This is a genomic window from Loktanella sp. S4079 (genome assembly GCF_000967725.1).
Taxonomy (GTDB): Bacteria; Pseudomonadota; Alphaproteobacteria; order Rhodobacterales; family Rhodobacteraceae; genus Yoonia.
This window is the reverse complement of sequence record NZ_JXYE01000002.1, coordinates 170,360-195,845: the sequence shown is the minus strand read 5'-3', so window position 1 is coordinate 195,845 and position 25,486 is coordinate 170,360. Positions and strand designations below refer to the sequence as shown.

Annotated in this window: 33 protein-coding genes; 16 read left to right on the top strand and 17 right to left on the bottom strand. The window is 55.5% G+C overall.

The features are described from left to right. Positions 1–50: 50 nt before the first annotated feature. On the top strand, positions 51–746 hold the full coding sequence (locus TW80_RS02035) for a metal-dependent hydrolase (RefSeq protein WP_045995700.1): 696 nt from the start codon (positions 51–53) through the stop codon (positions 744–746). On the opposite strand, the gene TW80_RS02030 is transcribed toward TW80_RS02035, so the two are convergent. Beyond that, entirely contained in the window at positions 735–1,382 is a 648-nt protein-coding gene (locus tag TW80_RS02030) for a ceramidase domain-containing protein (RefSeq protein WP_045996947.1), read from the bottom strand. The genes TW80_RS02035 and TW80_RS02030 overlap by 12 nt on opposite strands. Further along, positions 1,375–1,836: a nucleoside deaminase gene (locus TW80_RS02025; protein WP_045995699.1), complete on the bottom strand. Its 462-nt coding sequence runs from the start codon at positions 1,834–1,836 to the stop codon at positions 1,375–1,377. The genes TW80_RS02030 and TW80_RS02025 overlap by 8 nt, the downstream gene beginning before the upstream one ends. A gap of 55 nt (positions 1,837–1,891) precedes the next feature. On the opposite strand from TW80_RS02025, the gene TW80_RS02020 reads away from it, so the two are divergent. Both TW80_RS02020 and TW80_RS02015 read left to right on the top strand, forming a co-directional pair. After that, complete coding sequence (locus tag TW80_RS02020) at positions 1,892–2,641, top strand: class I SAM-dependent methyltransferase (RefSeq protein ID WP_045995698.1); 750 nt, start codon at positions 1,892–1,894, stop codon at positions 2,639–2,641. A gap of 9 nt (positions 2,642–2,650) precedes the next feature. Next, on the top strand, positions 2,651–3,430 hold the full coding sequence (locus tag TW80_RS02015) for a pseudouridine synthase (protein WP_045995697.1): 780 nt from the start codon (positions 2,651–2,653) through the stop codon (positions 3,428–3,430). Between the two features lie 3 nt (positions 3,431–3,433). Here the strand turns inward: TW80_RS02015 and TW80_RS02010 are convergent, their stop codons facing one another. Continuing rightward, a complete protein-coding gene (locus TW80_RS02010) occupies positions 3,434–4,408 on the bottom strand; it encodes a helix-turn-helix transcriptional regulator (protein ID WP_045995696.1) in 975 nt (324 codons plus the stop codon). A 358-nt stretch (positions 4,409–4,766) separates the two neighbouring features. Between TW80_RS02010 and TW80_RS02005 the strand changes: the two genes are divergently transcribed. The 9 genes from TW80_RS02005 to dtd are packed head-to-tail and all read left to right on the top strand — an operon-like array spanning position 4,767 to position 12,517. Next, positions 4,767–5,585 (top strand): TerC family protein, encoded by an 819-nt coding sequence (locus tag TW80_RS02005; RefSeq protein ID WP_045995695.1) that lies wholly within the window; start codon positions 4,767–4,769, stop codon positions 5,583–5,585. Between the two features lie 13 nt (positions 5,586–5,598). Next, entirely contained in the window at positions 5,599–5,802 is a 204-nt protein-coding gene (locus TW80_RS02000) for a hypothetical protein (protein WP_045995694.1), read from the top strand. After that, on the top strand, positions 5,802–6,698 hold the full coding sequence (locus TW80_RS01995) for a 5-bromo-4-chloroindolyl phosphate hydrolysis family protein (RefSeq protein ID WP_045995693.1): 897 nt from the start codon (positions 5,802–5,804) through the stop codon (positions 6,696–6,698). The genes TW80_RS02000 and TW80_RS01995 overlap by 1 nt, the downstream gene beginning before the upstream one ends. Beyond that, positions 6,695–7,885 (top strand): toxic anion resistance protein, encoded by a 1,191-nt coding sequence (locus TW80_RS01990; RefSeq protein ID WP_045995692.1) that lies wholly within the window; start codon positions 6,695–6,697, stop codon positions 7,883–7,885. Before TW80_RS01995 ends, TW80_RS01990 begins: the two co-directional genes overlap by 4 nt. Positions 7,886–7,888: 3 nt before the next feature. After that, positions 7,889–8,860 carry a DUF2927 domain-containing protein gene (locus TW80_RS01985; RefSeq protein WP_084625701.1) on the top strand — a complete coding sequence of 324 codons (972 nt, stop codon included), beginning with the start codon at positions 7,889–7,891 and terminating at the stop codon, positions 8,858–8,860. 25 nt (positions 8,861–8,885) lie between these two features. Continuing rightward, positions 8,886–9,995: an SPFH domain-containing protein gene (locus TW80_RS01980; RefSeq protein WP_045995691.1), complete on the top strand. Its 1,110-nt coding sequence runs from the start codon at positions 8,886–8,888 to the stop codon at positions 9,993–9,995. 60 nt (positions 9,996–10,055) lie between these two features. Further along, complete coding sequence (locus tag TW80_RS01975; protein WP_045995690.1) at positions 10,056–11,159, top strand: TFIIB-type zinc finger domain-containing protein; 1,104 nt, start codon at positions 10,056–10,058, stop codon at positions 11,157–11,159. 18 nt (positions 11,160–11,177) lie between these two features. Further along, positions 11,178–12,083: a carbohydrate kinase family protein gene (locus tag TW80_RS01970; protein WP_045995689.1), complete on the top strand. Its 906-nt coding sequence runs from the start codon at positions 11,178–11,180 to the stop codon at positions 12,081–12,083. After that, entirely contained in the window at positions 12,080–12,517 is a 438-nt protein-coding gene (gene dtd / locus TW80_RS01965; protein ID WP_045995688.1) for a D-aminoacyl-tRNA deacylase, read from the top strand. The genes TW80_RS01970 and dtd overlap by 4 nt, the downstream gene beginning before the upstream one ends. Here dtd and TW80_RS01960 read toward each other — a convergent pair. Genes TW80_RS01960 through TW80_RS01950 form a run of 3 tightly spaced genes read right to left on the bottom strand, consistent with a single transcriptional unit; the run spans position 12,514 to position 14,531 of the window. Then, a complete protein-coding gene (locus TW80_RS01960; RefSeq protein ID WP_045995687.1) occupies positions 12,514–13,302 on the bottom strand; it encodes a metal ABC transporter permease in 789 nt (262 codons plus the stop codon). The genes dtd and TW80_RS01960 overlap by 4 nt on opposite strands. Further along, positions 13,303–14,049, bottom strand: a complete 747-nt coding sequence (locus TW80_RS01955; RefSeq protein ID WP_045995686.1) for an ATP-binding cassette domain-containing protein — start codon at positions 14,047–14,049, stop codon at positions 13,303–13,305. It lies immediately after the preceding gene. After that, positions 14,046–14,531: a transcriptional repressor gene (locus TW80_RS01950; protein ID WP_045995685.1), complete on the bottom strand. Its 486-nt coding sequence runs from the start codon at positions 14,529–14,531 to the stop codon at positions 14,046–14,048. The genes TW80_RS01955 and TW80_RS01950 overlap by 4 nt, the downstream gene beginning before the upstream one ends. A gap of 70 nt (positions 14,532–14,601) precedes the next feature. On the opposite strand from TW80_RS01950, the gene TW80_RS01945 reads away from it, so the two are divergent. Beyond that, complete coding sequence (locus TW80_RS01945) at positions 14,602–15,519, top strand: zinc ABC transporter substrate-binding protein (RefSeq protein ID WP_045995684.1); 918 nt, start codon at positions 14,602–14,604, stop codon at positions 15,517–15,519. Here TW80_RS01945 and TW80_RS01940 read toward each other — a convergent pair. Further along, positions 15,516–16,220, bottom strand: a complete 705-nt coding sequence (locus TW80_RS01940) for an HAD family hydrolase (RefSeq protein WP_045995683.1) — start codon at positions 16,218–16,220, stop codon at positions 15,516–15,518. The two genes, TW80_RS01945 and TW80_RS01940, sit on opposite strands and share 4 nt — an antisense overlap. A gap of 70 nt (positions 16,221–16,290) precedes the next feature. Beyond that, on the bottom strand, positions 16,291–16,569 hold the full coding sequence (locus TW80_RS01935) for a DUF3572 domain-containing protein (protein WP_045995682.1): 279 nt from the start codon (positions 16,567–16,569) through the stop codon (positions 16,291–16,293). Between the two features lie 92 nt (positions 16,570–16,661). Here TW80_RS01935 and TW80_RS01930 point away from each other — a divergent pair, with 92 nt between their 5' ends. Then, positions 16,662–18,053 (top strand): diguanylate cyclase, encoded by a 1,392-nt coding sequence (locus TW80_RS01930; RefSeq protein WP_045995681.1) that lies wholly within the window; start codon positions 16,662–16,664, stop codon positions 18,051–18,053. Here TW80_RS01930 and TW80_RS01925 read toward each other — a convergent pair. The 4 genes from TW80_RS01925 to TW80_RS01910 all read right to left on the bottom strand — a co-directional run bounded on the left by TW80_RS01925 (position 18,042) and on the right by TW80_RS01910 (position 20,021). After that, on the bottom strand, positions 18,042–18,524 hold the full coding sequence (locus tag TW80_RS01925) for a periplasmic heavy metal sensor (RefSeq protein WP_045995680.1): 483 nt from the start codon (positions 18,522–18,524) through the stop codon (positions 18,042–18,044). The genes TW80_RS01930 and TW80_RS01925 overlap by 12 nt on opposite strands. Then, entirely contained in the window at positions 18,517–18,870 is a 354-nt protein-coding gene (locus tag TW80_RS01920) for a hypothetical protein (RefSeq protein WP_045996945.1), read from the bottom strand. Before TW80_RS01920 ends, TW80_RS01925 begins: the two co-directional genes overlap by 8 nt. Further along, entirely contained in the window at positions 18,863–19,450 is a 588-nt protein-coding gene (locus tag TW80_RS01915; protein WP_045995679.1) for an RNA polymerase sigma factor, read from the bottom strand. The genes TW80_RS01920 and TW80_RS01915 overlap by 8 nt, the downstream gene beginning before the upstream one ends. Positions 19,451–19,523: 73 nt before the next feature. Continuing rightward, on the bottom strand, positions 19,524–20,021 hold the full coding sequence (locus tag TW80_RS01910; RefSeq protein WP_045995678.1) for an EF-hand domain-containing protein: 498 nt from the start codon (positions 20,019–20,021) through the stop codon (positions 19,524–19,526). A gap of 198 nt (positions 20,022–20,219) precedes the next feature. On the opposite strand from TW80_RS01910, the gene TW80_RS01905 reads away from it, so the two are divergent. Next, complete coding sequence (locus tag TW80_RS01905; RefSeq protein WP_045995677.1) at positions 20,220–20,612, top strand: DUF983 domain-containing protein; 393 nt, start codon at positions 20,220–20,222, stop codon at positions 20,610–20,612. Between the two features lie 21 nt (positions 20,613–20,633). Continuing rightward, positions 20,634–21,311: an NUDIX hydrolase gene (locus tag TW80_RS01900; RefSeq protein ID WP_045995676.1), complete on the top strand. Its 678-nt coding sequence runs from the start codon at positions 20,634–20,636 to the stop codon at positions 21,309–21,311. Here TW80_RS01900 and TW80_RS01895 read toward each other — a convergent pair. From TW80_RS01895 to TW80_RS01875, 5 genes are read right to left on the bottom strand one after another with little or no spacing between them, the layout of a single operon-like run. Next, on the bottom strand, positions 21,308–22,210 hold the full coding sequence (locus tag TW80_RS01895; RefSeq protein WP_045995675.1) for a DMT family transporter: 903 nt from the start codon (positions 22,208–22,210) through the stop codon (positions 21,308–21,310). The genes TW80_RS01900 and TW80_RS01895 overlap by 4 nt on opposite strands. Positions 22,211–22,215: 5 nt before the next feature. Further along, positions 22,216–23,673 carry a carnitine 3-dehydrogenase gene (locus TW80_RS01890; RefSeq protein ID WP_045995674.1) on the bottom strand — a complete coding sequence of 486 codons (1,458 nt, stop codon included), beginning with the start codon at positions 23,671–23,673 and terminating at the stop codon, positions 22,216–22,218. A 12-nt stretch (positions 23,674–23,685) separates the two neighbouring features. Beyond that, positions 23,686–23,925 (bottom strand): hypothetical protein, encoded by a 240-nt coding sequence (locus tag TW80_RS01885; protein ID WP_157033188.1) that lies wholly within the window; start codon positions 23,923–23,925, stop codon positions 23,686–23,688. Then, entirely contained in the window at positions 23,922–24,437 is a 516-nt protein-coding gene (locus tag TW80_RS01880) for a lipocalin family protein (RefSeq protein ID WP_045995672.1), read from the bottom strand. The genes TW80_RS01885 and TW80_RS01880 overlap by 4 nt, the downstream gene beginning before the upstream one ends. Further along, positions 24,434–25,348 carry a 3-keto-5-aminohexanoate cleavage protein gene (locus tag TW80_RS01875; protein WP_045995671.1) on the bottom strand — a complete coding sequence of 305 codons (915 nt, stop codon included), beginning with the start codon at positions 25,346–25,348 and terminating at the stop codon, positions 24,434–24,436. Before TW80_RS01875 ends, TW80_RS01880 begins: the two co-directional genes overlap by 4 nt. Between the last annotated feature and the right edge of the window lie 138 nt (positions 25,349–25,486).

Genomic DNA, 25,486 nt, shown 5'->3' with positions numbered 1-25,486 from the left:
GCCTTTCAGGGCTTCATGCCTAGGCTATCGGCAAATGACAGGAGAGCATAATGCAGATCACTTGGCTTGGGCACGCGAGTTTTCGGATTGAAATCGAGAACGAAATTCTGCTGATCGACCCGTGGCTGCGCGCAAACCCCAGTTTTCCTGACGCCCAGCGCAACGCCGCGATCAACGGAGCCACTTATATTCTAATCACACATGGTCACGGCGATCATGCGAGCGAAGCCGTCGAAATATCGCGCGAAACGGGTGCCCGAATTGTCTGCATTCATGAATTGTCAGACTACTGGAACGAGACAGAGGGGATGAATTCCATCGGATTTGGCAAAGGTGGAACCGTCGCTTTGGGTGCGGTCAACGTTACCATGGTCAATGCCGTTCATTCATCAAGCGTGGATTACACGGGCATTCCCTTTGGTGCGGCCGGCGGTGAGGCAGGGTTTATGATCGCAGGCGAAGGGCATGTGATCTATGTCTCGGGCGATACCGATATCATGGCCGACATGGATTGGATGGGCGATTATCACAATCCCGACATCGGCATTCTATCCTGCGGTGGGCATTACACGATGGACATGCAGCGCGCAGCCTACGCCGCCAAACGCTACTTTAACTTCGAGACCATTATCCCCTGCCACTACAAAACCTTCCCCATTCTTGCGCAATCCGCGCAACCATTGATCGAGGCGCTTGCTGATGTTGATGTACGCGAACCCACGGTGATGGAACCGCTAGAGTTTTGAACGCGCCCTCGCCATGGCCCGCACATAAACGTGGATCATCCAAGCCAGCATAACGGCGTTCAAGCAATGCCATGCAAAATGCGTACCGATTGGAAATGCGGGGCACACGATCAAATCAAGCGACCTCAGACATATTGATAAGGCCAAAATCGCCCCACCGATGGCAAAGCCTTTGGCGACTTCTGGCAATTGCCGTTGCAACACTGCGGCATAAACAAACAATAAGATCGGCACAGTCCAATAAAAGGCTGATATCCTTAAGAGCGGAATCTGGTTCAGCGCTGACGTAGACACCAGCGCGAATGGGACAAAAAGCAACATCGCGATAACCGCAACTGGCAACGACCAGCCCAAAATATCCCGATGGACCAAGAATAGATAAAACAAGATGAATACGCCAATCGGCACAACGTCCGCCAACGCGGCCCATCCAGTGGCATGGGTGTGGAAAAGGTAACTGCCGCAACCGATGGCGAACAAGATAGCACATAATATACGCGCCATGCGCTGCCCTTGAGCACCGCGCCACATAAAGATCGCAGCAATGATAAATGCGATATTCGTGAGTGCATTGATCGGCTCTGACCAATAGCTTGGGTCGAGCCGTTCGCAATAGGCATCAATCGGTTCAAACACTGTTCGGCCCACGCCGCGCGGCAAAGAATTCAAGCAATAAGTCTTGGGCGGCAGGTGCGTTGATGCCGTCGTATATCTCGGGGCGATGATGGCACTGCGGATGCGAGAAAACCCGCGGCCCCTGCCCGACGCCACCCGATTTCGGATCAGCCGCCCCGTAATACAATCGCGCAATCCGTGCGTTACTGATTGCTGCGGCACACATCGGGCATGGCTCTAGCGTGACATAGAGATCGCACCCGGTCAGCCGCTCCTGCCCCAAGGCAGCGCAAGCGGCGCGAATAGCAAGGATCTCTGCATGTGCCGTTGGATCATTCAATTCGCGCGTTCGATTACCTGCCTGCGCGACAACACCAGATTCGCCAATAATCACAGCGCCCACGGGCACTTCTCCGCGGGCGGCGGCTGCGCGCGCCTCTTCAAGCGCGATATCCATATAACTCCGGAACGGCATAGTCCTTTCTTGCCAAGTCGCCCTATGGCAAACAAGGATAAAGTTGAGGATTTTAATGACCAAAGACATTTACTACCCCGCCTATGTCGCCGCGCTATTCGATCGATGTTCGACCAACTACCGCAACTGGAGCGCGGTTAGCTCGTTTGGATTTGTACGTAGGTGGCGCCGTGAATGTGTGGCGTTGCTACCGAAAAACCACGCCGCCGACACCGTGGCGGTCGATCTGATGGCAGGAACTGGTGAGGTATGGCCACATCTATTGAAAAGGTTTCCGACGTTGGGACGGATTACAGCCATTGATATTTCCCACCAGATGCACATTGACGCTGTCAATCGTCTGCACAAACACAATGCGAAACGCATCACCCATATCGAGGCGAACGCGCTCAATACGGATACCGAACTTCCTGCCGATTATGCGGATATGGGTCTGTCGACCTTTGGGTTAAAGACATTTGATGCGGATCAGCAAACGATACTAACCCAACAGATCGCACATATCCTTAAACCCGGCGGCCATTTTTCTCTGATAGAGGCATCAGACCCAACGGGGTGGTCACTACGCCCAGTTTATCGCCTGTATCTCGACAAGATTTTACCGCTGATCGAGCGCGTTTTTCTGAGGGGTGCGAATGATTTCAGTATGATCGGCACCTACACACGTAATTTCAGCGACTGCTCTCATATGCGGGATGCGCTTGAAAATGCTGGGCTCGAAGTAACCTTCAAACGGCATTTTTTTGGCTGTGCAACCAGTGCATCTGGCAAGAAGCCAATTGCGTATAGCGCAGACGCGGCCTAAAGCCTTATTATGACCAATGACACACCTCAGGGCGACCGTATCGCCAAAATTCTTTCCCGCGCAGGCGTTGCCAGCCGCCGTGAAGCAGAGCGCATGATTGCTGATGGCCGCGTGACTGTGAACGGCAAGACCATTGATAGCCCTGCCTTGAATGTCACCGCCCGCGATAAGATTACTGTGGACGGCACCCTTGTTGGTGAGCCAGAGCCACCGCGCCTATGGCTCTATCACAAACCCACTGGCCTTGTGACAACTGAGCGCGACGAAAAAGACCGCCCGACAGTGTTCGCCTCTTTGCCCGAGGACATGCCGCGCGTGATGTCGGTGGGTCGCTTGGATCTTAACTCTGAAGGGTTGATGCTGCTCACCAATGACGGCGGAGTAAAGCGCAAGCTTGAGCTGCCTTCAACAGGTTGGCTACGGCGGTATCGGGTACGTATCAACGGCAGCGTCAGCGAAGCCAAGCTGGACCAATTGCGTGCCGGTATTGAGGTCGATGGCGTGAAATATCAGCCGATGATCGTCACCTTTGATCGCCAGCAAGGCGCGAACGCCTGGCTGACCGTTTCTATTCGCGAAGGCAAAAACCGCGAGATTCGCCGCACGATGGAGGCCATTGGCGTCACCGTGAACAGATTGATCCGGGTCAGCTATGGACCGTTTCAATTGGGCGAACTCAAAGCGGGCGAAGTCGAAGAGGTCAAGCAACGCGTGGTTCGTGACCAATTGGGACTATCCAATAAACCCGCCCCAACCCGTCGCCGCCAACCGCAGCAACGGCGCAAATAGCTGCTATCCGACGCTAAGCAGGGCACGCACCAGCGCTGCCTGCGAATTGACACCTGTTTTGTCATAGATACGCGTCAGCTGTGTGCGCAACGTATTTACACTAACGCCTAGCGCATGGGCGGCGTCAGGCAAGCTATCTCCGCCAACAATCCGCTGGGCGAGCGCGGTCTGACCATCCGAAAGACCATAGATCGCTCGCGCGATGTGTAGGCGATCCGCCAAGTCCTGTTCTGACGGTAAACTGACGAAAGTAAGCTCGTCGCGCACAGACAGGGTACAAAAAGCAACGCTGCCGCTATCAGTTTCGCCCAAGACAACAGGCAGTCGAAAACTACGGCCATGCTGCGCAGCATAGCGGTATTGTTGGAAATACTTATGTTGTTCAGCCGCGCATTGAATGGCTGTTTGCAGTATCCTGTCCCAATCTCGGTGACGCGCGCGCAATCTACCCGCCGAAATCTGTAACCATTCGTGTTCATTTAGGATTTCACGCATGCGTTCCGAGGCAAAAACGACTTTACCCGACGCATTCAGCGCGATGCGGCTATCATCGTCACGCTGGTGACCACGCAACACAAAGGACGAATACAGTATCCGCCATTCACCGTCGTGCTGTTCAAGAAACCGGGTCTCAAATGTATGCTCGACCCGCCCGTCCAATTGCACCGATTTGCCGTCAAAATTCACAAACGCTATATTCTCAGAAATCGTCATACCGACGTTTTCACGCACAAAATCAGATAATTCGCACATTGCCCCCTTAGCAAAGACGCCTTGCATATAGGGCGCGATTTGATCCCACCCCTCGAGGATGGTCACACCCAGCGACGACGAAAAACAGACTTCGCGCGTGCGGTGGTCTTGTACCCAGCACTCTGCCCAAGCGGTAAAATCGCCCGCAGCAAATGTCTGTGTTTCACGACAGATCACCTGCATGATCTGTTCCTCGTCAGACAAAATCGGCGATTGTTTGTTCATATTTCTACCAATTCTCGGGGCATTTGTGCGGCCACGCGCGGCTTGCGCGCGAACCAGCGTTTGACTGACTGCATCCAATCACAACTATAGCATTCGTAGAACGCGTCGTCTGCCTTTGGCGTGGTATCATTTAGGTTCTGGCACATCGCCCATACGTGTAAATGGTCCATCGCTTCGCCTCCTTTGACGTATGTCACAAGGGAAAGCTGCCACAACGGACGCCATCCGCATGTCATCCAACCGGACCACATCCGTCAAATTACCGGCACTGCGGGGAAAAGACTGCGCAGTTGAACCCTTGTTCTGTTATCTGCGTTATGCATGTTAGTGATAACAAAACATTCTGGGGGACTCCGCTTTGGCTGATCTGCTGACGCTTGAAAACGCAACCAATTTGCTCATGCTTTGCTTTTTGCAGGCAGTTTTGGGCTTTGATAACCTGCTTTATATCTCGATCGAGAGCCAACGTGCTCCGGTCGCGCAGCAAAAATCCGTACGCACATGGGGAATCATGATCGCGGTAGGACTGCGCGTCGTGCTTCTCTTTACGATGATTAAACTGATTGATGCCCTCGCAGAGCCATTCTTTATCATGAATTGGGAAGGCGTGCTGGAAGGCGGGGTCAACTTTGCCACGATCGTCTTTGTGCTTGGTGGTATCTTTATCATGTACACAGCCGTCAAAGAGATCGCTCATATGTTGTCGATGGATAACCTTGGCCACGATGTGGACGGTAAATCTGGAAAATCAGCGGTGCAGGTTGTTGTGCTCATCGTGATCATGAACCTGATTTTCTCTTTCGACTCAGTATTGTCAGCACTTGCGATTACCGATGTCTTCCCAATTTTGGCCACTGCGATCATCTTGTCGGGTCTGGCGATGTTGCTCTTGGCGGACGGTGTGACGCGGTTCCTTGAGAAAAACCGCATGTACGAAGTTCTGGGGCTGTTCATCCTGTTGATCGTTGGTGTTGTTCTTTTGGGCGAGGCTGGCCCTGCAGCGGCACACGCCGTTCATGACGACACGCTCAACATCAAGATTTTCGGTCGCGATCTGATCCCGATGTCGAAAACAACCTTCTATTTCTCGGTTGTGGTGCTGGTTGCCGTAGAGGTGATCCAATCCGGATACAGCCGGAAACTGAATGCGCAGCGCCAAGCTGAGCAAAAGCACTAAGCGGTGATATCCGTTGGCCCGCGCGTTCTTGTTTGTTGCCCTTCTTGTCGCGATTGCCGTGACGGGGCTGATAATTGCAAGCGCGCTGCGGGCTACGACTGAATGGGTGCAAGGAAAGGAAGAAAACCAGATGCCGCAAACATTTAAGCGGATAAGCTATATCGTGCTTGTTATTTTGATGATCGGCGTCACTTCCGGCATGCTGGGGGCATCGTAATGACGCAAAGGTACGGCGGACAATTTAGCCCAGGCGGTGCCTCAGAGGCGCCAAGCACGCCGAAGCTAGACGCACGCGCGACCCGCGTTGCCAGATCACCTGCACGCATCTTGTACGTGCCACCCGTTTTGCTCGTCATCACATCTTTGACTGATGGGCCCGTGACATTGGTTATGGGTTTGATCGGCGGCGGCATTCTGGCGCTCGCAGCGTGGCTTCTTCAAGAGGGGCTCGTTGCTCAGGCTGCCTATGACGCACGCAAAGTAGCGCGCCGCCCTGCCCTACCGCGCAAGATGATGGCAACCGTTCTGACTGGTATTGGGATCACTTTGGCCGCCTATACTGGCGACAGCGGGCTGATTGGCTCTATTCTCTACGGAATTGCGGCGGCAGGCCTGCATCTTGCAGCCTTTGGCATTGATCCACTCAGCGACAAGCGCATGGAGGGGATCGACGACTTTCAGCAAGATCGCGTTGCACGGGTCGTGGACAAGGCCGAGGCCCATCTAGAAGTCATGCAGGGTCAGATCGAGATCCTCAAGGATCGCAAACTGGCCACACGTGTCACCGCCTTTCAAACAGTCGCCCGGAAAATGATCCGTACCGTCGAAGAAGACCCACGTGATCTAACCGGCGCACGCAAATTTTTGGGTGTTTACCTACAAGGCGCACGTGATGCGACGACCAAGTTTGTTGACCTCTACAAGCGCCAAAAGGATCAAGACGCGCGTGCAAGTTACGAAGCATTGCTTGATGATCTGGAACAGAACTTTGCCGCCCGCACAGAAAAAATGCTGCTTGATGACCGCAGCGATATGGATATCGAAATTAACGTATTGCGTGATCGCCTCCAACGCGAGGGCGTCAGCTTGAAACCGAAAGGAAACGACGAATGACCGAGAACACACGCCAAAAAGCCGAAGCGGCACTTGCTGACGTTGCAAAAATTACGGCTGTTGTCCTACCCGAACCAAAGGGTGAACTGGTCACGCTTGAGGCCGCAGATGCCCCAACGAGCGCAGAAATCACAAAACGGATTGCAGAAATCGACCTGAGCGACACAAACTCTATCGTGTCGTTTGGTTCCTCGGCGCAGGCTGAACTGCAGGAAATCAGCCAACAGATGCTTGCTGGCGTCCGCAACAAAGATGTCGGCCCTGCGGGTGATAGCCTACGCAATATTGTGACAACTATTCGCGGTTTCTCAATTTCTGAACTGGATGTGCGCCGCGAACGGACATGGTGGGAAAAACTGCTGGGCCGCGCCGCGCCGATGGCAAAATTCGTTGCACGCTTTGAAGATGTTCAAGGCCAGATCGACCACATCACCGAAGACCTGCTGTCGCACGAACATGTGCTGCTCAAAGACATCGAAAGCCTTGATGTTCTTTATGATAAGACCCTGCAATTCTACGACGAACTCGCGCTCTATATTTCCGCAGGCGAAGAAAAGCTGGCCGAGCTGGATGGCACAACAATTCCTGCCAAAGAGGCCGAGGTGCAGGCCGCACCCGAAGAGCAGGCCGTGATGAAAGCGCAAGAACTGCGTGATCTGCGCGCCGCGCGTGATGATCTAGAACGCCGTGTGCACGACCTGAAACTGACCCGTCAGGTGACAATGCAATCATTGCCATCAATCCGTCTGGTTCAGGAAAACGACAAATCGCTGGTCACCAAGATCAACTCGACTCTCGTGAACACTGTGCCGCTTTGGGAAACCCAATTGGCGCAGGCGGTCACCATCCAACGTTCAGCCGAGGCGGCAGAGGCCGTCCGCGATGCAAACGATCTGACCAACGAACTTTTGACGGCTAATGCAGAAAACTTACGTCAGGCCAACCGCACCATCCGCGAAGAAATGGAGCGCGGTGTCTTTGACATCGAAGCTGTCAAAGAAGCAAACGCTAACCTGATCGCGACAATCAACGAAAGCCTCGAAATCGCTGACGAAGGCAAACGCAAACGCGCCGAAGCTGAAGTTGAAATGCAAAAGATGGAAACAGAGCTGAAGAACACGCTCGCTGCTGCCAAAGCCAAGGCGACTGGTACGGGCGACGTGGTTGGCACCTCTGTAAACAGCTAAAATATGGGGATTGGGGGCAAATTGCGGTGTCTTGGCCTGTTCGCTGTCATGGCGAGCACGGCGGGCTGCCACGCGTTTGCCCCGCCCTCAGATGTTGTCGAAACGCCGAACCCGCCTTCGGTTGAGCCCAACAAACCGTCCCCCCCGCCCGAACCTCTTGCTCCGAGCGAAGCAAGCAAACAGTTGGCCGTCTATTATCAGCGTCTGCAAAATGACCTGTTGACCCAAGGCCTATTGCGCGGTGATGGCGGTGGACCAGACACACAGTTCACTGACACGCAGCTTGCCCGCAACTTTGTGCGCATCGCTTTGTTCAACGAATATCGCGACGATAGCGACTTTCGGAATGCCAATAGCACGGTCTCAAAATTGCGGCGATGGGATGATCCGATCCGCATGGCGGTCAGCTTTGGTCAGACGGTTCCATATGCGCAGCGCGATCAGGACATCGCGAGCGTCCGATCATATGCGGCGCGATTGTCGCGTATTACCGGGGTCCCGATTAAATTCGAAGACGAGAACGCAAACTTTCATGTTTTCTTTCTCGGCGAAGACGACCGCCGCGCCTTTGAACCGCAACTGCGGCAGCTTATTCCAACGATTTCTGATGCGACAGTGCGTGCATTAATTGACCTTCCGCGTGATCAATTATGCGTGGTCATTGGGACCTTTGCACCTGGCCGGTCGCACTATACCAAAGCAATCGCGGTCATCCGTGCCGAACACCCCAATTTGATGCGAAGCGCCTGTATTCACGAAGAGTTAGCCCAAGGAATGGGGCTAGCTAACGACAGCCCCAGCGCAAGACCTTCGATTTTTAACGATGACGAAGAATTTGCGCTGCTCACCACGCATGACGAATTGCTTCTTCAGATGCTTTATGATCCACGTCTGGAAACAGGAATGGACCCCGCAACTGCCGCCCCAATTGCCCGGATCATCGCACGTGATCTGATGGCGCAAGGCGCGAGCTAACAGACTTAACCACGGAGGCCACGCAATGGGCATTTTCGATTTCCTCACTGGCGAATTTATCGACGTCATTCACTGGACAGACAACACACGCGATACGATGGTCTGGCGTTTTGAACGCGAAGGGCACGAGATCAAATATGGTGCAAAGCTGACAGTGCGCGAAGGGCAAGCCGCAGTTTTCGTTCACGAAGGTCAGCTGGCCGATGTGTTTACGCCCGGTCTCTATATGCTCGAGACCAACAACATGCCGATCATGACCACGCTTCAGCATTGGGATCACGGGTTTGATAGCCCCTTCAAATCGGAAATCTACTACGTCAACACGACCCGCTTTTCTGATCTGAAATGGGGCACCAAGAACCCCATCATGCTGCGCGACCCAGAATTCGGTCCGACCCGTCTGCGCGCATATGGGACGTATACTGTCAAAGTTACAGATCCCGCAGTGTTCCTGCGCGAAATCGTCGGTACCGATGGCGAATTCACGATGGATGAAATCAGCTATCAGATTCGCAATATCATCGTTCAGGAATTCAGCCGCGTTATTGCGTCTTCGGGCATTCCAGCACTTGACATGGCCGCAAACACAGCCGATTTGGGCAAGCTCATCGCGAGCGCAATTGACCCAACGATGAAGCAATATGGTCTGTCGATCCCTGAACTTTACATCGAAAATATCAGCCTGCCCCCCGCGGTCGAGGCCGCGCTGGACAAACGCACGTCTATGGGCTTGGCCGGTGATCTGGGCAAATTCACACAGTATTCCGCCGCAGAGGCAATGACTGCCGCAGCAAACAATCCCGCAGGTGGCGGCATGGCCGCTGGGCTGGGTGCCGGAATGGGAATGGCCATGGCAAGTCAAATGGCCCAAGGGCCATGGGGCGCAGCCCCTGCCCCAGCCGCAGCAACGCCACCGCCCCCGCCGCCTGTTGAACATGTCTGGCACATCGCCAAAGACGGCAATGTCACTGGCCCATTCTCAAAGGCCGCGATGGGCCGCATGGTTACTGACGGCAGTCTTTCACGCGAGAGCATGGTTTGGACCCAAGGGCAGGATGGCTGGAAGAAAGCCGCTGATGTTACAGAGCTTGCCCACCTCTTTACCATCATGCCACCACCCCCACCGGGTGCCTAGCATCGCGGCGGCGTGCCGGTTGGTGCGCCGCAATCTTTTTGTTTGACACAAGTTGCCACCATGACTGCTGAAACCGTCTCTGACGTCGAACACCGTTTTCCATGCAATACCTGTGGGTCGGATCTACGTTTCGATCCGCGCGAGCACCAATTGATCTGTGATCATTGTGGCAACCAAGAACCGATCGAAGGTGCTGGACCCGTTGCAGGCGGGATCAAAGAGTTAGATTTTCGTGCGGCGATCGACCAGACGCTGTCCCAAGAAGAGATCGAAGAAACGCGGGTCACGAGCTGCCCCAATTGCGGTGCACAGACCGAGTTCGATAGCGATATTCACGCCGCCGAATGCCCGTTTTGTGCCACACCAGTTGTCACAGATACCGGCACACACCGTCATATTAAGCCGCGCGGATTGCTACCCTTTGCCTTGGACGAAGGTAACGCAAGATCGGCGCTGACCGATTGGCTCGGAAGCCTTTGGTTCGCGCCGAATGGGCTGACAGAATACGCCCGCAAGGGCCGCAAGATGAACGGCATCTACGTGCCTTATTGGACCTTTGATGCTGACACCAAAAGCAGCTATCACGGGCAGCGCGGTACGCATTACTATGAAACCCGGACCGTCATCCGCGATGGTGAACGCAAAACAGTACGGGTACGTAAAACCCGCTGGCGGCCCGTATCCGGGCGCGTTGCGCGGTTCTTTGATGATGTCTTGGTTCTTGCCTCGCGCTCTTTGCCAAAGAAGTACACTGACGGGCTTGAACCTTGGGATCTGTCCGCACTCGAACCTTATAAGCCTGAGTATCTCGCCGGGTTTCGCGCCGAAGGATACCAAGTCGAGCTTGCCGATGGTTTCACCGAAGCGCGCGGCTATATGGACCGTATGATCCGACGCGATGTGAAATACGACATTGGCGGTGATGAGCAGCGGATTTCGACAGTCAGCACCACCGTCAGCGATGTCACGTTCAAGCATATTCTGCTACCTGTCTGGTTGGCTGCGTATAAATACCGCGGCAAGACTTATCGTTTCGTCGTGAACGGACGTACGGGCCGGGTCCAAGGCGAACGTCCCTACTCGGCGTGGAAAATCGCATTTGCGGTTTTGCTTGGTCTCATCCTTGCGCTCATCGCTGGATTTGTTATCGCTAACAATCAGTAAATCTTTCGGAGACCTGACATGATCATCTGCTGCGGCGAAGCCCTTATTGATATGCTGCCACGCCAAACAGAAAGCGGTGAAAGCGCCTTTGCCCCGCATGCTGGTGGTGCGGTCTTTAATACCGCTGTGGCGCTTGGGCGTTTGGGGACGTCGGTACAGTTCTTCTCGGGGCTGTCTTCCGATCTATTTGGTGACATCTTGCGTGATCAATTGGCCCATTCAAATGTTGACAGCAGCCCTGCGGCAGTCTCGGATCGGCCCACGACTTTGGCATTTGTAACGCTTACTGACGGTCACGCGTCATATGCGTTCTATGACGAAAACACAGCGGGCCGGATGCTTTCGCTGGACGATCTGCCAGAGACAAACGCGAATGCGCTGTTCTTTGGCGGGATTAGTCTGGTCGTTGAACCCTGCGGTGCGACCTACGAGGCGTTCATGCTGCGCGAGGCGCAAACCCGCGTCACCATGATCGACCCGAATATTCGCCCCGGTTTCATCACGGATGAGACCAACTATCGCGCCCGCCTTGCCCGCATGTTAGGTGCGGCTGACATTATCAAAACCTCGGACGAAGATCTGGAATGGATCACGGGCAATACCGACGCACAGGCCCTGCTTCAGCAAACGGGTGCCAAAGTCGTCTTGCTGACACGTGGCAGCGAAGGTGTCACGGTCGTTACAGCAACCGATTCATTTGATGTGCCCGCGCAAAAAGCAACGGTCGTAGATACCGTTGGCGCTGGCGATACCTTCAGCGCAGGATTTCTGGCCGAGATGGACAAACGTGGGCTGCTGACCAAGCAAAGCCTGTCCAGCGCCACTGTCGAAGACCTCACCGCCGCCACCGCCTTTGGCGCAAGGGTCGCTGCAGTGACGGTCAGCCGTGCGGGTGCAAACCCACCTTGGGCCAATGAATTATGAGAGCGCTGATCCAACGTGTGACCCAAGCCTCTGTCTCTGTTGACGGGCAAACCATTGGGGCGATTGATCAAGGTGTTCTGATCTTGATCTGTGCTATGCAGGGCGATGATGCCGCGAAATCCGCGCAACTGGCGGCCAAAATCAGCAAGCTTCGCATCTTTGCTGATGACAGCGGCAAGATGAACAAATCTCTTCTGGATATTGGTGGGTCCGCCCTGATCGTCAGCCAGTTCACCTTGGCGGCGGATACTTCGCGGGGGAATCGCCCCGGATTTTCCGCGGCGGCACCACCCGCAGAGGGTAAGAAGCTGTATGAACAGTTCCAAGCCGATGTTGCCGCCCTTGGCATCCCAATCGCGACCGGAGAGTTCGGCGCTGACATGGCCGTAAGCCTTATCAACGACGGTCCGGTCACGATCTGGATGGACGTCTAGCGCCGCAACTTTCCACCGATAGTGCCAATGCCAAATAGCGCTGCGGCCATGCAAATCATGGATGGCCCAACTGGCGTATCAAAGACTAAGGCAAAGCGCAGACCGCCAAGTGCTGCAAATACGCCAACGCCGACTGACAGCAGCGCCATCCGCTCTGGCGTTTGGGCAAATCCGCGCGCGGTTGCCGCTGGAATGATCAGCAGCGCCGTAATCAGCAGTGCACCTACGACCTTGATCGCCACCGCCACAACGCCCGCCAGCAATAGCGTCAAGATCAACTGCGCGTGGCGCGGGTTGATCCCAGCCGCATAGGCCAAATCAGGGCTAAGCGTCGTCGTCAACATCGCGGACCATTGCCACCACAACACGGCGGCCACGACCGCGCTGCCCCCCCAAATGATCAAGAGATCACCGCGGGACACGCTAAGCACATCCCCAAACAGATATGCGTCCAGATCGACACGCTGACCGGGTATCATTGTCACAGCCACCAGTCCCAGCGCCAGCGCCCCATGTGACAAAACGCCAAGCATTGTGTCGATCGCTGCACCCTGTCCGGTCAATCCGTGGATCAGCACGGCCATAGCAAGCGCAACAATCACCACACCCAAGGTGATGGAGGTTCCAAACCCAAGGGCCAAGGCCACGCCAAGTACGGCAGCATGTGCCGTCGCATCGCCAAAATATGCCATACGTCGCCACACGACAAAGCAACCCAGCAAACCGGCACCCACCGCCGTACCAACCCCTGCAAGGGCCGCGCGTACTAGAAAATCGTCCAACATTTATTCAGCCGCCTCGTGGTGATGGTGATGATGATCGTGGTCATGGCCGTGATCATGTTCATGCCGATAAAGCGCCAACGCCCCGCCCGTCCCGGTCCCGAACAGCTCTCGGTAGGCGGGCGCGACGGATACGACCTCTGGCGTGCCTTCACAACACACATGCCCATTCAGGCAGACCACCCGGTCAGAGGCGCTCATGACGACGTGCAATTCATGGCTGACCATCAGAACTGCGCATCCAAGATCCCGGCGAACAGATTCGATCTGCCGATAAAAAGAGGCCGATCCCGGCTGATCCAAACCCTGCGTGGCTTCGTCGAGCATCAAGACGTCGGGTTTGCCCAAAATCGCACGCGCCAACAAAACCCGTTGAAATTGTCCCCCCGAGAGCTGCGACATCTGCCGGTCCGACACACCCGGTACGCCCGCAGTCTCAAGCGCCTCTTGGGCGTCTTGTCGGGACACCCGGTGCGGTAAGTTCAAAAACCGAGCGACGGTAATTGGAAGGGTTGGATCAATATGAAGCTTTTGCGGGACATATCCGATCCGCAGACCAGGCTTGCGCGTGACCCGCCCCTTTTGCGGCTTGAGCGCACCAATCAACAAGCGCAATAGCGTTGATTTCCCAGAGCCATTCGGCCCAACGATGGTGACAATCTCAGCCGGGTCAAGTGTGAGATCAACACCATGCAAGACCCGCTGCCCGCCATGCGCGAAGTCAATCTTTTCCGCGTTAATCAGGTTCATGAAGCGGCGCCTTGTTCCTGACAGCCGGGGCATAGGCCTTCAGCCTCGATCACGGTCTGTTCAAGCAAAAACCCGCTTTGCTGTGCCGCTTGTTGCAAGGCAACATTGGCTGATTGCGCCTCAGCGACCAGACCACAGGCACGGCAGATCATAAATGCCGGATCATGCGAAGCCCCCGGATGCGTGCAGGCGATAAAGGCGTTCAACCGCTCAATCCGGTGCACAAACCCTTGCTCGACCAAGAACCCTAGCGCGCGATAGGCAACTGGCGGCTTAGACCCCAACCCCTCGGCGTCCAGCCGTGCAAGCACATCATAGGCCCCCATCGCAGCGTGGCTTTCTAACAAAATTTCCAGCACCCGCCGACGGACTGGCGTGAACTGCGCCTTGTTTTCCGCACAATGGCGCTCTGCGCTTTCCAACGCCGAAGAGACACAGCTGGTGTGGTCATGGTTTGTAAAACCAAGCGTATCAGAGGGCATAAATTTTACCTTGTGATGTTATAACATACACAATATAGCCTTGCCGGCATCAAAGGACAAGGACCCAATTATGATTCGCACCTGCACAGCACTCTGCCTGCTGCCCCTTTCCGCGCTGGCGCAAACACCGCAAGTCATGACCGATATTGCGCCCATTCACAGCCTGACTGCGCAAGTGATGGGTGAGCTTGGCACGCCTGACCTTTTGTTGCCGCCCGGTGCCCACCCGCATGATTTTTCACTCCGCCCCAGCGACGCAAACCGTCTCTCTAAGGCCGACATTGTGATCTGGGTTGGTGAAGGGCTGACACCTTGGCTGCATGACCCACTGGAAACGCTCGCACCGAATGCGACATCTGTTGAATTATTGGAAACCGATGGTTGGGAAAAATTGGCACCGCGCCTCGAAGACGAAGACCATGATGACCATGATGACCATGATGACCATGATGACCATGATCATCACAACCACGGTGATGTCGACCCCCACGCATGGCTAGATCCAACAATTGCGGCCCAATGGACGCTACATATTGCCGAAGTGCTGAGTGTGGCCGACCCAGACAACGCATCAACCTACGCCTCGAATGCGGAACAAACGGTTGCGGCGCTTAGCACTCTTGATGCAGAAATCGCGAGCAAACTTAGCAATATCGGGTCGGCCGCATACATCCTGCCGCATGATGGCTATCAGTATTTTGAGCACCGCTATGGGTTACAAGCCGCTGCAATGATTGCCGGGATTGATGCACGCGCACCGGGGCCTGCGCATATCGCAGAGCTGCGCGACCTGACAGTTTCTGGCGCGGTTCAATGCGTCTTTATCGACAATGAGATCACGGCCAGCACCGTGTCAGTCGTGACCGAGGGCAGTACAGCCAAGAGTAGCGGACTTGATGGATTAGGCATGACGCTAGAGCCCGGTTCTTTGCAATATTCTCAACTGTTGTTGGGGCTCACGGATGCGTTTACAGACTGCCTGAACTAAGCGGCAAGCAATCCTTCGGCGCGTAACCACCCTGGGATAGCGCCGATATTGTCCAACACAACATCGGCAAATGGGGTCAGTTCCTCTCTGGGGGCTGGCCCGGTGAGAACTCCGATTGTTGTCATACCCGCCGCGCGCCCAGCATCAAGATCATGGGTGCTGTCGCCCACCATCGCACAGGCGTTGGGCGCGATGCCCGTTTGTGCGCTAAATGCCAAGAGCTGACCGGGCGCAGGCTTGGCCCCGTGACCGCTGTCATAGCCGGCAATAAATGAAAACTGGTCTCTGACCCCGGCCCGATCCAGATGCCGCAGCGCCGGAGCCTCGGCATCATTCGTCGCGATCCCAAGCACTAACCCCAAATCGGACAGCTCTCTAAAATATTCGCCCAGAGGCACAGCCTCTTGCTGGGTCACTTGCGCTGCCGCTGAATTCATGCGCGCCATCAGTTCCGGTTTCGCCACACCATCCAAGACCGTCAAAATATGATCCGCGACCGTATCAACGGTCGACGCGATCACCACACTGCCTGGGCGAAAACGGTTAGCATCGGGATCATAGCCCAGCACCTGTGTCAGCGCGTCAAACTTGTCTGAATCGCCCGCGGTCTCGGCCTCGATCATCTGCCGCGCCCATGTGCCCCAAGTCGCATTGAAATCAAACAATGTTCCGTCTTTGTCGAAGATAATACCTTTGATCACGCCGCTGCCCTCTTGTTGATGTCCGCCAAAAGAGCCTTGCGTTAACGTGGTGTCAATTCGGTATTAACATTCAGGTCCAATGAACGGCTTCTGCCCCCGGCAAGGCATAGCGTGCACGCAGTGGGCTATCATAGGGCAAATCGATCGTGTCGCAGAATGCCATGACCCAAGCGTCATCCATCGTGATAAATTCGAGAACCGAGGCCAAAAAGGCGGGATCGCCTGCTTTTTCACGCAGATCATCAGCAGAACCACCCGTTGCACCCAAAAATACGGGACACAATTCATCATTACCAACAAGCCATCCCAAAGCTTGAAGAGCAATTACTTGCGCACGTTCATGATCCATTAGCGTTCCTTAAGTTCTCGGAAACTGTTTTTTAACCAAATTCAGTCAACTTGTCTCCAGCAAATAGGGGTAACCCTGTGGAGGATTGCAGAATGCCCGGACGCATACTTATCGTTGACACTGTGGCGACCAACCGGATCGTGATGAAGGTCAAGATGTTGGCGGCGCAATTTCGCGTGGACGTCTGTGCAACACGGGCCGAGGCCGAAAAATGCATCCAAAACAATCCGCCGGATTTGATATTGGTCAGCCTTGGCGAACCGGTCAGCGAATTGCACGAATTTTGCCAGTCTCTCCGCACATCCCCGCATACCCAGAATATCGCGATCATCGCCATGGGCGTTGCTGAGGCCCCGCAGGCGCGCTTTGCCGCGCTTGATGCTGGGGCCGATGATGTAATGCCACGCCCTACCAATGACGCGCTGTTGCTGGCGCGCATTCGCAGCTTGCTACGCGTCCACAGTACACATCAGGAATTGCAATTGCGCGATGGTACGCGCAGCGCTTTGGGGTTTGAAGAAACCGCCGCAACATTTGAGACACCGGCGCATGTATCGTTGTTATCGGCGGCAGGATGCCCCGACAGTAACCTGCTTGCGACGTTGACCCAAGGGTTAGGACAAATCGTGCGTTCCCTTGATCCCGACACAGCGTTGCGCGGTGGTCGGCTACGTCCAACACCCGACTTGCTGGTTGTAGATGCCAGCGACCCTGATCAGATACCGTCACGGTTCTTTGGGCTGGTTTCGGACCTACGCGCACGCCCGGAAACCCGGCAGGCGACGCAATTGGTGATCGTGCCGGAACAGGCCGATGAAATGGCAGCGATGTTCCTTGACCTCGGTGCTGACGACGTCGTCTCAAACGATGCTTCTCCCGCCGAAATCGCATTGCGGGCCCAAGCGCTCATCCGTCGCAAACGGCTACACGACAGACTGCGCGATACGGTGCGTGACGGTTTGCAGGCCGCAGTGACTGATCCGCTCACCGGGTTGTTTAATCGGCGGTATGTTGATCCTCATCTCAGCCGAATGACAAAACAAGCCGTGGCATCGGGTGATGCTATGGCAGTGATGATGCTGGATATCGACCACTTCAAATCCATTAATGACACCTATGGGCATGCTGCGGGCGATTGCGTGCTCAAACAACTGTCCAAGCGACTGAAGAATAACCTAAGAGCGATCGATTTGGTTGCCCGCGTCGGCGGTGAAGAGTTCTTGATCGCTCTTCCCGGAACGACCGCCGCTGAGGCGCAAGTCACTGCAGATCGGCTACTTAAGGTGGTGAACGGCCAGCCTTTTGATATTGGTGATCTGCATCAACCATTGATCGTCACAATTTCGGTTGGCGTCGCAATGAGCCCCAATAAACCTAGCCAAATCTGTGAACCCAATGCGATCTGCGAACAAGCGGACGCAGCACTTTATGCTGCCAAATCCGCCGGAAGAGATCAGGTCGCGATGGCCGCCTCAATCGCGTGATTTGTGATGCCCGCGTTCGCGCAGGCGCGACAATTCATCGACCAACCGATCAGCAAATTCGTTGCGTTCCTGTACGGTCATAGATGCGAGGTGATCGATCAGAACCTCTTGGGCATTAAAGCGTAGCTGCTCACTCATTTGCGATTGCTCAGCCATGAGCGACCGCAGGGTGTCCACCGAAAATGGATCAGCCCGTACAGCCCCAATCAAACGCGAAAACTGAACGCGAATATCAAAATCGTTGGCGGGGCGCGCACGGCGGAGCGCGCGCGCGACTTCACGGCGATCCTCTGGGGATAATGCCCGCGCGACGGGGCCCAATCCCAAATCAAAGCTACGTGGTGGGCCGTCGCGGAGCTTGCCCGACGTCACTGCACCAATCGCTAGCCCCGCAACCGCAAGGTTGAGCGCGAGTGAAGCCACCAGCACAATGCGCATTGTGCGCCCGGCTTTGGATTGCTGATCAGCCATCAATAAAGTCTCCTGCGACATAGAGCGTGTCTTCGCTAAAAATACTCATGCTTACTTCATCCCCGAAATAGGCTGCGGCGTAATCTTGGACCGCAGCAGGCGGGGCCACACCAAACCAGATGCCTGCACATGTGGCAGTTACCAACCCGCTCACGGCGGGCCAACCACCCAACAAATCCATAACGCGTTCGGTCAAACTGCGAGGGGCGACCCGCGCCGTCACTGGGGCTTGCGGGATAACCGCCTCGGCCAGTACTCGCGCCATCAGATCATCCGAGGGACGCGGGGCAATCGAACGCGCCTGCGCAAAAATGTCTTCCAGCATGTCATCATTATGATCAGTCATCATCATACCCCAGTTCTGCCTTCCGCCCCGACATGATATCGGCCAGCGCCCGTTTTCCACGCGCGGTCAGACTTTCGACCGAGCGCACACTAATGTCCATAATCTGCGCAATTTCAGGGTTGGACAGCCCTTCGAGATGCCGCAATGCAACGGCTTGCGCCTGACGTTCCGGCAAAGCAGCCAAGGCATCCGAAAGTGCCTGCATTCGCGCCTTGGTCTGCAACTGCTCGGTAACGCTGGGTGTTCCGTCGGCCGGTTCATCGACCTGATCCAACGAAACGCCACCACGCCGTTTCCGCAATATGTCGGTGCAAAGGTTTGCCGTGACCCGATAGAGCCAAGTCGTTACCAAAGCTTCGCCTTGCCGCCATTCGGGGGCTTGCCGCCACAGCCGGATCATAGCCTCTTGGGCGACATCCTCGGCCTCGGCGGCATTGGCGAGCATCCGCGTTGCCTGAGCCACGACCCGCGGCAACAACCGCACCGTCAAGGCATGCGCTGCCTGTGCATCACCATTGGCGAATGCAATGAGCAGCGCCTCGTCCGGGGCGCCCGCAAAGGGGTCTGGCGTTACGTTCATTAACAACTTTGCTACCGATATTCTGTAGTCTTAGCAAACGGCAGGGGCGCATTGCCCCCTGCCGCCAGCGATTTTAGTGCTTACCGCGTGGGCCGTGACCCCAACCGCGCCCATGTTCGCCACGATCACCGCGACGGTCCATCATACGCTCTTGGACGGCAGCGAATTCTTCTTCGCTCAACACGCCATCTTGGTCGGCGTCCATACGTTCGAACATACGTTCAAACCGTGCGCCACCACGTGGCTGGAGCTCTTCCATTTGCAAGATGCCATCTTCGTTCGCATCCAACCGGGTGATCATCCGCGCAACCCGTGCCTCAGCATCTGCAACGCGTTTCGCAACCAGTTCTTCCGCGCTCAATGCGCCATCACCATCTGTATCCATATCGGCAAAGCGTTGGTCAGCGCGCGCCTGCAACTCTTCCATTGTCAGGTTGCCATCTGCGTCCACATCCAATGTGGCAAAGTCTGGGCGCTCTGGCATTTCGCCGGGCGCTGGCTGCGCCGAAAGCGCACCTGCTGCCATCACAACACCGGAAAGGACTACTGCCGTCAAAATCTTCGTTTTCATTGTCATTCCTCTAAGAAGGTTATGTGCGGCCTTGTGTGCCGCAGACCCTCCTTCAACGCAGGTGGTGAAAATTTCCGTCGCCAAACCCGCAAAAAAGTTTAGGCTCTTGCGCGACACGGCGCCGCAAGTGGGGGCTTACCCTCTTTTAAGTCAGCGAAAATTAGGTCAACAATAATGCCAGTAGATCAGAGAAATCAGATGACAGACGCCACCGCATTTACACCAGATGACCGCCCAACAAAGCCCGCAATTATGCGTGGTTTACGTCGCCGCTGTCCGCAATGCGGCGAAGGTCATATGTTCACCGGCTATCTAAAAGTTGCTGATCAATGCCCCACCTGTCACGAAGAGCTCAGCCATCACCGCGCAGATGATGGCCCCGCCTATCTGACAATTCTGCTCGTCGCGCATATCATCGGATTTGCTATTCACCTGATGTGGGTGATCTGGGAACCCGCACCTTGGATCATGGCAACGACGCTATCGGTTGGTTCAGTTGCGCTGTGTCTCTATCTTTTGCCGCGCCTTAAGGGCATGATCGTCGCAATCCAATGGGCAAGGCGCATGCATGGGTTCGGCCACAAGGGCTAGGCCATCTGCGTCACGAAAGACATGACGCAGATACCAATCAAAGACGCTGCAACCATTATCATCCTGCGCGACCCGCACGACGAACCGGCTGTACTGATGGGTCAACGCGGCCGCGAGGCCAGCTTTATGCCCGGAAAATTTGTATTCCCCGGTGGTGCTGTTGACGCGAATGACGCAATGGTTGCTGTCTCTGATCTGGTGCCAGAAACGTCGCGCCAGCTTGATCAAGAAAGCAGCATTCCCCCTAGTGCTTTGGCGGCCGCCGCAATTCGCGAGCTTTGGGAAGAAACTGGTCAAATCCTTGGCCGTCCCGATCAATGGCCCGATGCGCCGCGTGGCTGGCGTGGCTTTGCCAAGACGGGTCATCGCCCTAACGGATCTGCACTGCGATTTTTCTTTCGCGCGATTACACCGCCGGGCCGCCCACGCCGCTTTGACGCGCGTTTTTTCTTGGCCGATGCAACATCATTGGTGAGCGACCCAGATGATTTTGGCCGGGCCGAGGATGAGCTATCTCATTTGCAATGGGTGCCTCTTGGGCAAGCACGCGGTTTCGATCTGCCGTTCATCACGCAGGTCGTCTTGGCTGAACTTAACGCGCAAATACGCACAGGCACTTCACCACAAACCGTGCCGTTTTTCCGCAATGACGATGAAAAGCGCCTCGTTACGCGGCTCGGTGGCCGAAGCCCGCTTTAGCCAAGCATCACCAGCACAACGATGCTTCCACCCAAAAATGCAATGCCCTGCCATTCTCGTGCGCTAATCTTTTCGCCAAAGGCGAGCGCCCCAATCGCGAGCGAAAACAACAGCTCTACTTGGCCCAGCGCATTCACATAAGACGCCGTTTGCAAAGTGTAGGCGTTAAACCAACATATTGAGCCTACCATGCTCGTCAGCCCAACAAGCCCCGCAATGCGCCACGCGCGGAACACCTTTTGCATTTCGCCCTGTTCGCGCCACAACAGCCAGATGGCCATTGCGGCGGTTTGCATGGCCGTCACAATCGCAAGAGTAACAATCGCGCGGTAAAAGACATCCCCCTCCCCCAGTGACAGCGACGCACCGCGATATCCGTTACCCGAAATTCCGAACAAGATGCCCGCACCGATGCCCAATGCTGTTGCGCGGTTAAGGACACGGCGCACCCATCGCCCAGTTGCATTTGGGGGATCCGATAGCAATAGCACCCCGATCAACCCTACGATCATCGCCGTAATAGCCCATCCCGTGATAATATCGCCCAGCAGCAAAAATCCGAACAATGCGCTTAGCAAAACTTCAGTTTTTTTAAACGTGATCCCAACAGCAAAATTGCGATGGCTGAACAATGCGACCACACACATGGTTGCCAATATCTGCGAAGTTCCACCAGCGATAGCATAGAGCCAGAATTGTCCGGGTATCTGCGGCACGCCCTGCGCTGTCATCATCGCATACGCGATGGCGATCACAGCAACCAAGGGCGTCGAATAGATGAAGCGCGCAAAGGTCGCGCCCGCCGTTGACAGCGCCATCACCTTTAGCCGCTTTTGCAACATAAATCGGACGGACTGCGCCGTCGCAGCCGCCAAGGTGATCGGAATCCAAAGCTCCATGCGCGTTATCCTTTGACGCCAACCGCCTTGCCAACACCCACTGGCAGGGGCAACGCCGCATGTGCCAACGCGATCTCGTGCAGTCTGGCAGCGACTGTAGCGTCCGGTTCGCATGCGCGACGGGTCTCTAGGCTTACATGGATGAGCATATGTTCTCCGGTGGCGATTTCACGAGCGCCAGAAAACATCCGATGAAACAAATGCATCTTTTTCCCAGAGCCCGAGATCACTTGGGTTTCGATCCGGATCATTTCGCCCGCATGCACCTCGTCCAAGTGGCGCAGATGCGTTTCGGCGGTGAAGTAGCTCGCCCCGCCGGCAATATATGCGTCGTCCACACCTGCGAATTGCATCATGCGGTCGGTGGCATCGCCAAAGGCCTGTAAATATCGTGCCTCGTTCATATGACCGTTGTAATCCGTCCAATCGAGCGGAACCGCACGCGCAACTGTCTCAATTGGTCCGTTGATAGCGATTTCAGAGCTATGATGCGATGAAAGGCGACGATCATGTGCGTTCAATAGCTGGCCCGCGCCCCAGTCTTGGGCCTTTAATCCGCGCAGGATGCTCACAAGATTATCATCGCGCTTGCGCTCGAGCGCCCGAATAGAGAGCGCCCCAGATTGAGCATCCGACTGATCCGCGATCGTGTCAATCAGCGTATCGGTCAGCTCTGGGACATCCATCAGCTTGGTCCATGGCCACTCGAGACAGGGACCAAATTGCTCGATGAAATGCCGCATCCCCGCTTCGCCGCCAGCGATCCGGTAGGTTTCAAACAAACCCATCTGCGCCCAACGCAGCCCAAAGCCATAACGGATGGCATCATCAATCTCGGCCGTGGTCGCAATCCCGTCGTTGATCAGCCACAGCGCCTCGCGCCAGACTGCCTCGAGCAGGCGATCCGCAATATGCGCGTCGATTTCAGCCCGGATCACCAGCGGGTACATTCCGACCCCTGTCAGGATGTCTTGTGCTGATTGAACTATCTCGGATGAGGTCGCTGCGCCGGGGACCACCTCAACCAGAGGCAACAGATAAACCGGGTTAAACGGGTGGGCTACGATGATCTGATCCGGGCGCAAGGCGCAATCATGCAGCTGGCTTGGGGTGAAACCACTGGTTGACGAGCCAATCACCGCATCCGGCGCACAATGCGCCTGAAGCGTTTGGTAGACCTTGCGCTTAAGTTCGATCCGCTCGGGTACGCTTTCTTGGATCCAGCGTGCACCCTGAACCGCCTCTGACATCGTGTCATGAAAGCTCAGCTGACCTTCGGCAGGTAGGGCAACGTCTGAAAGGCCGGGTAATGACCTGCGTGCGTTGTCGATAACCTCGCCGATTTTTCGGGCGGCTTCGGGGTCTGGATCAAACACCCGAACATCCCAGCCCATCAGCAAAAACCGTGCGGCCCAACCACCGCCAATGACCCCACCGCCGATGATTGCTGCCGTATTTTTCACGAACCGAAAACCTTATTCTGTAGGGTGATTAAATTCATCCGCTGGAACTGGCTCACCACGGACAGAAGGGTCACAGGCCACCATTGGGCTACCGTGATCGCGAATGATCAACCCACCGCGCGCGCGACACTGTTCAAATGTCATGCGATTTCCGATCACCAGATATTCTTGCATGCCGGGGCTTCCGCCCATTGTTGCGCCGCCTTCACATGCGGCCAAGAAAACGACACATCCCATAATCAATTTTCTCACGGGGATACCTCCTGCAACTGGCTCAAATCATAGCCATTAAATTCAAGAACTTCACGCGCTGCGCGCAACCTATCCGGGGGTATTTCAGGATCGCGGTTCAAAATCCAGCCCGTCTTGCCATTTGGTGAGCCAACAACCGCCGTTCGATACCCTTCATCCACCCAGAGCACCCAGTAGTCAGCCGCCACAAACGGCACGCTGTCAAAACGCACAACCAGACGCCCCGGTCCTGTGATTTCTGCGTTCCCATTAATGCGCGAGATCTCGGTTCCATCTGCGCTGCGACAGATGTTCAGCACAGAAAGCAGCCCGTCGGCACGCAAACCATATTCCGCGGTCGCTGTCACGCAGTCGCGTTCAAACGCATTGGGAAACCGCGCAACTTCGTGCCACAGCCCCGCATAGCGTGCTGGATCAAACAATGCCTGCGAGGAAATCGTGACAGTTGGATCGCGATAAACCGGCGCAGGTGTACAAGCAGCCAACATCAAAAGGGCGAAAACGTATCTCATGCGCGAACCGGAGCCCGTTTTGTCAGGCCAAGTTTTTTGCGTACCTCTTCTGGGCCGATGACCCGCGCACCAAGGTTTTCAACAAGACCGACGGCGCGTTCGACCAACTGGGCATTGGTCGCCAAAACGCCGCGATCCAGCATCAAGTTGTCCTCGAGCCCGACACGCACATTCCCCCCGGCTAATACGCTCGCTGCGACATAGGGCATTTGGTGGCGGCCAAGCCCAAATGCACTAAAGGTCCAATCATCTGGCACGTTATTCACCATTGCCATGAAGGTATTCAAATCGTCAGGCGCACCCCAAGGCACCCCCATACACAGTTGCACAAGTGCGGGACTATCAAGCACCCCATCTTTGACCAGTTGTTTTGCGTACCACAAATGCCCGGTATCAAAAGCCTCGATCTCGGGTTTTACGCCCAGCGCAGTCATCTTTTGCCCCATCGCGACCAACATGCCGGGGGTATTGGTCATGACGTAATCTGCCTCGGCGAAATTCATGGTTCCGCAGTCAAGCGTGCAGATTTCCGGCAGACACTGCGCAATATGGGCCACACGTTCAGAGGCGCCGACCATGTCCGTGCCGTCCGTGGTTGGAAATGGTGTCTCAACGCCGCCAAACACGATATCGCCGCCCATCCCTGCCGTCAGGTTTAAGATGACATCAACCTCAGCATCCCGGATGCGATCTGTCACCTCGCGATACAAATCCAACCGACGCGAAGGCGCGCCCGTATCTGGGTCGCGTACGTGGCAATGGACGATCGCTGCGCCTGCTTTAGCCGCGTCAATCGCGCTTGCAGCGATCTGTTCAGGCGAACGCGGCACATGTGGGCTACGATCTTGGGTCGCGCCAGACCCGGTCACGGCGCAAGTGATAAAGACCTCTCGGTTCATAGTCAGCGGCATTGCGGCTCCTTTCTCAGGCACAGTTTCGCAGATCGTCCCGTTCAGCAAGCCAAATTGTTGACACTGCACAACTAATCACGGCAAGGTCGCCGTATGAAAACACCAATGAACCTTGCCGCAGCCTATTTTACTGTCCAA

Excerpts from the sequence above, each read along its gene's own strand:
- TW80_RS02035 (WP_045995700.1), top strand. The coding sequence starts at position 51 with ATGCAGATCACTTGGCTTGGGCACGCGAGTTTTCGGATTGAAATCGAG.
- TW80_RS02025 (WP_045995699.1), bottom strand. The coding sequence starts at position 1,836 with ATGCCGTTCCGGAGTTATATGGATATCGCGCTTGAAGAGGCGCGCGCA.
- TW80_RS02020 (WP_045995698.1), top strand. The coding sequence starts at position 1,892 with ATGACCAAAGACATTTACTACCCCGCCTATGTCGCCGCGCTATTCGAT.
- TW80_RS02015 (WP_045995697.1), top strand. The coding sequence starts at position 2,651 with ATGACCAATGACACACCTCAGGGCGACCGTATCGCCAAAATTCTTTCC.
- TW80_RS02010 (WP_045995696.1), bottom strand. The coding sequence starts at position 4,408 with ATGAACAAACAATCGCCGATTTTGTCTGACGAGGAACAGATCATGCAG.
- TW80_RS01995 (WP_045995693.1), top strand. The coding sequence starts at position 5,802 with ATGACGCAAAGGTACGGCGGACAATTTAGCCCAGGCGGTGCCTCAGAG.
- TW80_RS01990 (WP_045995692.1), top strand. The coding sequence starts at position 6,695 with ATGACCGAGAACACACGCCAAAAAGCCGAAGCGGCACTTGCTGACGTT.
- TW80_RS01985 (WP_084625701.1), top strand. The coding sequence starts at position 7,889 with ATGGGGATTGGGGGCAAATTGCGGTGTCTTGGCCTGTTCGCTGTCATG.
- TW80_RS01980 (WP_045995691.1), top strand. The coding sequence starts at position 8,886 with ATGGGCATTTTCGATTTCCTCACTGGCGAATTTATCGACGTCATTCAC.
- TW80_RS01975 (WP_045995690.1), top strand. The coding sequence starts at position 10,056 with ATGACTGCTGAAACCGTCTCTGACGTCGAACACCGTTTTCCATGCAAT.
- TW80_RS01970 (WP_045995689.1), top strand. The coding sequence starts at position 11,178 with ATGATCATCTGCTGCGGCGAAGCCCTTATTGATATGCTGCCACGCCAA.
- dtd (WP_045995688.1), top strand. The coding sequence starts at position 12,080 with ATGAGAGCGCTGATCCAACGTGTGACCCAAGCCTCTGTCTCTGTTGAC.
- TW80_RS01960 (WP_045995687.1), bottom strand. The coding sequence starts at position 13,302 with ATGTTGGACGATTTTCTAGTACGCGCGGCCCTTGCAGGGGTTGGTACG.
- TW80_RS01955 (WP_045995686.1), bottom strand. The coding sequence starts at position 14,049 with ATGAACCTGATTAACGCGGAAAAGATTGACTTCGCGCATGGCGGGCAG.
- TW80_RS01950 (WP_045995685.1), bottom strand. The coding sequence starts at position 14,531 with ATGCCCTCTGATACGCTTGGTTTTACAAACCATGACCACACCAGCTGT.
- TW80_RS01945 (WP_045995684.1), top strand. The coding sequence starts at position 14,602 with ATGATTCGCACCTGCACAGCACTCTGCCTGCTGCCCCTTTCCGCGCTG.
- TW80_RS01935 (WP_045995682.1), bottom strand. The coding sequence starts at position 16,569 with ATGGATCATGAACGTGCGCAAGTAATTGCTCTTCAAGCTTTGGGATGG.
- TW80_RS01930 (WP_045995681.1), top strand. The coding sequence starts at position 16,662 with ATGCCCGGACGCATACTTATCGTTGACACTGTGGCGACCAACCGGATC.
- TW80_RS01925 (WP_045995680.1), bottom strand. The coding sequence starts at position 18,524 with ATGGCTGATCAGCAATCCAAAGCCGGGCGCACAATGCGCATTGTGCTG.
- TW80_RS01920 (WP_045996945.1), bottom strand. The coding sequence starts at position 18,870 with ATGACTGATCATAATGATGACATGCTGGAAGACATTTTTGCGCAGGCG.
- TW80_RS01915 (WP_045995679.1), bottom strand. The coding sequence starts at position 19,450 with ATGAACGTAACGCCAGACCCCTTTGCGGGCGCCCCGGACGAGGCGCTG.
- TW80_RS01910 (WP_045995678.1), bottom strand. The coding sequence starts at position 20,021 with ATGAAAACGAAGATTTTGACGGCAGTAGTCCTTTCCGGTGTTGTGATG.
- TW80_RS01905 (WP_045995677.1), top strand. The coding sequence starts at position 20,220 with ATGACAGACGCCACCGCATTTACACCAGATGACCGCCCAACAAAGCCC.
- TW80_RS01900 (WP_045995676.1), top strand. The coding sequence starts at position 20,634 with ATGACGCAGATACCAATCAAAGACGCTGCAACCATTATCATCCTGCGC.
- TW80_RS01895 (WP_045995675.1), bottom strand. The coding sequence starts at position 22,210 with ATGGAGCTTTGGATTCCGATCACCTTGGCGGCTGCGACGGCGCAGTCC.
- TW80_RS01880 (WP_045995672.1), bottom strand. The coding sequence starts at position 24,437 with ATGAGATACGTTTTCGCCCTTTTGATGTTGGCTGCTTGTACACCTGCG.
- TW80_RS01875 (WP_045995671.1), bottom strand. The coding sequence starts at position 25,348 with ATGCCGCTGACTATGAACCGAGAGGTCTTTATCACTTGCGCCGTGACC.